The sequence below is a fragment of the Methylobacterium sp. WL18 genome, from assembly GCF_008040015.1.
Classification (GTDB): Bacteria; Pseudomonadota; Alphaproteobacteria; order Rhizobiales; family Beijerinckiaceae; genus Methylobacterium; species Methylobacterium mesophilicum.
Map to the genome: position 1 here is coordinate 1 of NZ_VRVD01000607.1, position 2,838 is coordinate 2,838.

General features: G+C 68.4%; 5 protein-coding genes and 1 pseudogene. 2 read left to right on the plus strand and 4 right to left on the minus strand.

From position 1 onward, the window contains the following. Positions 1-859 (plus strand): annotated as a pseudogene (locus FV228_RS25720) (formyl transferase); the annotation flags it as partial. Between the two features lie 51 nt (positions 860-910). Here FV228_RS25720 and FV228_RS25725 read toward each other — a convergent pair. The 4 genes from FV228_RS25725 to FV228_RS25740 all read right to left on the minus strand — a co-directional run bounded on the left by FV228_RS25725 (position 911) and on the right by FV228_RS25740 (position 2,304). After that, positions 911-1,300, minus strand: a complete 390-nt coding sequence (locus FV228_RS25725; protein WP_147857134.1) for a hypothetical protein — start codon at positions 1,298-1,300, stop codon at positions 911-913. Continuing rightward, a complete protein-coding gene (locus FV228_RS25730) occupies positions 1,297-1,590 on the minus strand; it encodes a DUF6516 family protein (RefSeq protein ID WP_238261391.1) in 294 nt (97 codons plus the stop codon). The genes FV228_RS25725 and FV228_RS25730 overlap by 4 nt, the downstream gene beginning before the upstream one ends. Positions 1,591-1,769: 179 nt before the next feature. Then, positions 1,770-2,069 (minus strand): type II toxin-antitoxin system RelE/ParE family toxin, encoded by a 300-nt coding sequence (locus FV228_RS25735; RefSeq protein WP_147857135.1) that lies wholly within the window; start codon positions 2,067-2,069, stop codon positions 1,770-1,772. Beyond that, on the minus strand, positions 2,059-2,304 hold the full coding sequence (locus FV228_RS25740) for a type II toxin-antitoxin system ParD family antitoxin (RefSeq protein ID WP_147857136.1): 246 nt from the start codon (positions 2,302-2,304) through the stop codon (positions 2,059-2,061). The genes FV228_RS25735 and FV228_RS25740 overlap by 11 nt, the downstream gene beginning before the upstream one ends. A 203-nt stretch (positions 2,305-2,507) precedes the next feature. Here FV228_RS25740 and FV228_RS25745 point away from each other — a divergent pair. Then, on the plus strand, positions 2,508-2,838 hold a 331-nt coding region (locus FV228_RS25745), incomplete at its 3' end, for a cation:proton antiporter (RefSeq protein ID WP_187277908.1).

The following is a 2,838-nucleotide window of genomic DNA, read 5'->3' on the forward strand; positions in this document are numbered from 1 at the left end:
GCTCTACGCGCTCTGCTTCCACCGCCCGCAATGGCGGGTCGGCTGGCGCCGCGTCGTCGGGCCGGACCTGATCGACCTGCGCCGCCACCCCGAGGGCGGCTGGACCGACCTGCCCGACGACGGGCGGCGCTTCTACGCAGACCCGTTCGCGATCGCGCATGGCGGGTCGGTCACCCTGTTCGTCGAGGAGTTCGACTACCGCCGCGGCAAGGGCGTGATCTCGGCCCTGGGCTTCGACGCGTCCGGGCCGCGCGGCCGCCCGGAGCCGGTGCTGGAACTCGACACCCACCTGTCCTACCCGTTCGTGTTCGAGGCGGACGGGGCGGTCTGGATGATCCCGGAATCCCACGCCTCGGGCACGATCGACCTCTATCGGGCGACCGCCTTCCCGGGGGGCTGGGTGCACGAGGCGGTGCTGGTCGACCACGTGGTGGCGGGCGACGCCACGCTGCTGCACCACGACGGGCGCTGGTGGATGTTCGCCACGGTCCGGGCGGGCGGGGGCAGCTATTCCGACACCCTCCACCTCTGGCAGGCGCCGCATTTCCGCGGCCCCTGGACGCCGCATCCGCGCAACCCCGTGCTGATCGATGTCGGCTCGGCCCGGGCGGCGGGGCCGATCGTGGCCCGCGACGGCGCCCTGATCCGGCCGGTGCAGGATTGCCGCCAGGGCTACGGCGCGGCCCTCGGCCTCGCCCGGATCCTGCGCCTCGACGGGGACGGCTACGAGCAGCGGGTGGAGACGCGCCTCGGCCCCGGGGCGGCCTGGCCCGGCTCTCGCCTGCACATGCTGAGCGCGGCCGGCGGCTTCGAGTTCATCGACGGCTCCCGCCGGGCCCGGGCGCGGCTGCTGGGGTGACCCGAGCCGAGCGGCGGCCTGTTGAAGAGATGCCTTCAGGCCATCCCTGCGTCACGAAGCCCGACGGTCGGCCCCATCCTCCGGTGCGAAGCTGAGCGAGAGCCGGACTTCCTTCACGGCCGGCCACAGCGTCATGTCCTCCTGCCTGATCAAGCCCGCATCGATCAGGGCCCGGACATCGTCGTGGACCCGGCGATAATCGCGATCCAAAGTCTTCGCCAGCGCCCGGATCGACCGCGCACTGCCGGACTTGAACAACGCTTCGAGCAGAGCCACGCGCTGGTCCGAGATGACGCTCTTGAAGGTCTTCAGGTCCTTGAAGATCAGGACAGGCTCCGCCGGTGTCAGATCGCCCGCTTCCACCTGCTTCCAGCGCTCGATGAAGCGGCGGCCCATATCCTCGGCCGAGCCGCCGATGACGATTTTGACATGATCCGTCACAATGCGCCTCCGCGTAAGAGCGAGACTTCGGCCAGGAAATCGGCGACGAGCCGTTCGACGGATACGAACGTGTAAGCCGTCTCGGTGTTGAAGCGATGGACGTGATCGCCCTTTCCGGCCTCGTTGTCGTAGGCGACGATCCGGAACCCGGGCCGTCCATAGAACAGCGAATATTTGAAGCCGTGCGTTGAGCCCCGTACCGGTTGCGGCACCTGCCATATGCGCAGCTGGAGGATCGCGCCGTCGGGATAGACGAGCTTCTCGTCGAAATAGGAGATCGCGCCCGCCACAGCTCGATGGCCCACGTATCATATGGCCCATTCGACATATGGCATCAATGCCACAGGCTCAAGCGAGTCGGAGCCTGCTGCTCGGCAAGCGGCGCGACCGGCCGGGTGCAGCTACTCAACGCTGTGCGCGCCCTCGACTGACGAAGGTCGGAAATCTTGGCTGTTCGCGATCAAGCCGCTCAGGATAGGCGGGACGACACGTCCATGCGCTGATGCAGGATGCGGATGACATCGATCCCGGCATCCGTCTGCCGGTAGAAAATGACATGCGATCCGACCGCGTATTTGAGATAGCCGGCGCGGATCTCGACGGCGCGGCCGGCCTTCGCGCCGGTAGCGAGCTCGCCGGCCGCGTCCACGATCGCCTGATGGTAGCGATCGGCCTGGTCCGGTGACCACCGGCCGAACGTGTAGCGCCAGATTTCTTCCAAGTCGGCGCGGGCTTGGGGGGTGAACCGGGCGCGGAGGCTAGCGCCCATACTTGGCCCGCATCTCCTGAAGGAAAGCGGGGCTGTCCAGCTCCGCCGCGGGACCGGACTCTTCCCCGGCGATAAGGGCTGCTTGAAGTGCGGCGACCTTCACCTCGTGCTCTTCGAGCAGGCGCAGGCCCGCGCGGACGACCTCACTGGCCGATCCGTAGCGCCCGTCGGTGACCTGACGATCGATGAACCCGGCGAAATGGTCCCCGAGCGAGATGGATGTGTTCTTTGCCATGGCAGCCTCCTGATACCAGAAGATACCATATTTTGGTACACGGCGCGCAGGGGGCCGAACGACCCCCTACAAGCCCGCATCCCCGTCGGCCGAAGAACCCGCTTGTGTCGATTGGCACCCCCGCGCATCTCGCATCGCGGCGCCGCGCGCGCTAAGCCGGGCCTGCGCCCACGAACCCGAAGCCATCCGCCGAGAAGACCTGCATGGCGAGTCCCGTCGAACATGCGAGCTTCCTGCCGCCGGTCCTGACCTTCCTGGCGGCCGCGGTGATCGGCGTGCCGGTGTTCCGGCTGATCGGCCAGAGCGCGGTGCTCGGCTACCTGGTGGCCGGGGTGCTGATCGGCCCGTCCGGCCTGTCGCTGATCGCCGAGCCCGAAACCGCGGCCAGCGTCGCCGAGATCGGCGTGGTGCTGCTGCTGTTCATCGTCGGGCTGGAACTGCACCTGTCGCAGCTCGTCTCGATGCGGCGCGACATCTTCGGCCTCGGCGCGGCGCAGCTCGTGGCCTGCGCGCTGGTGCTCGGCGGCGTCGGGC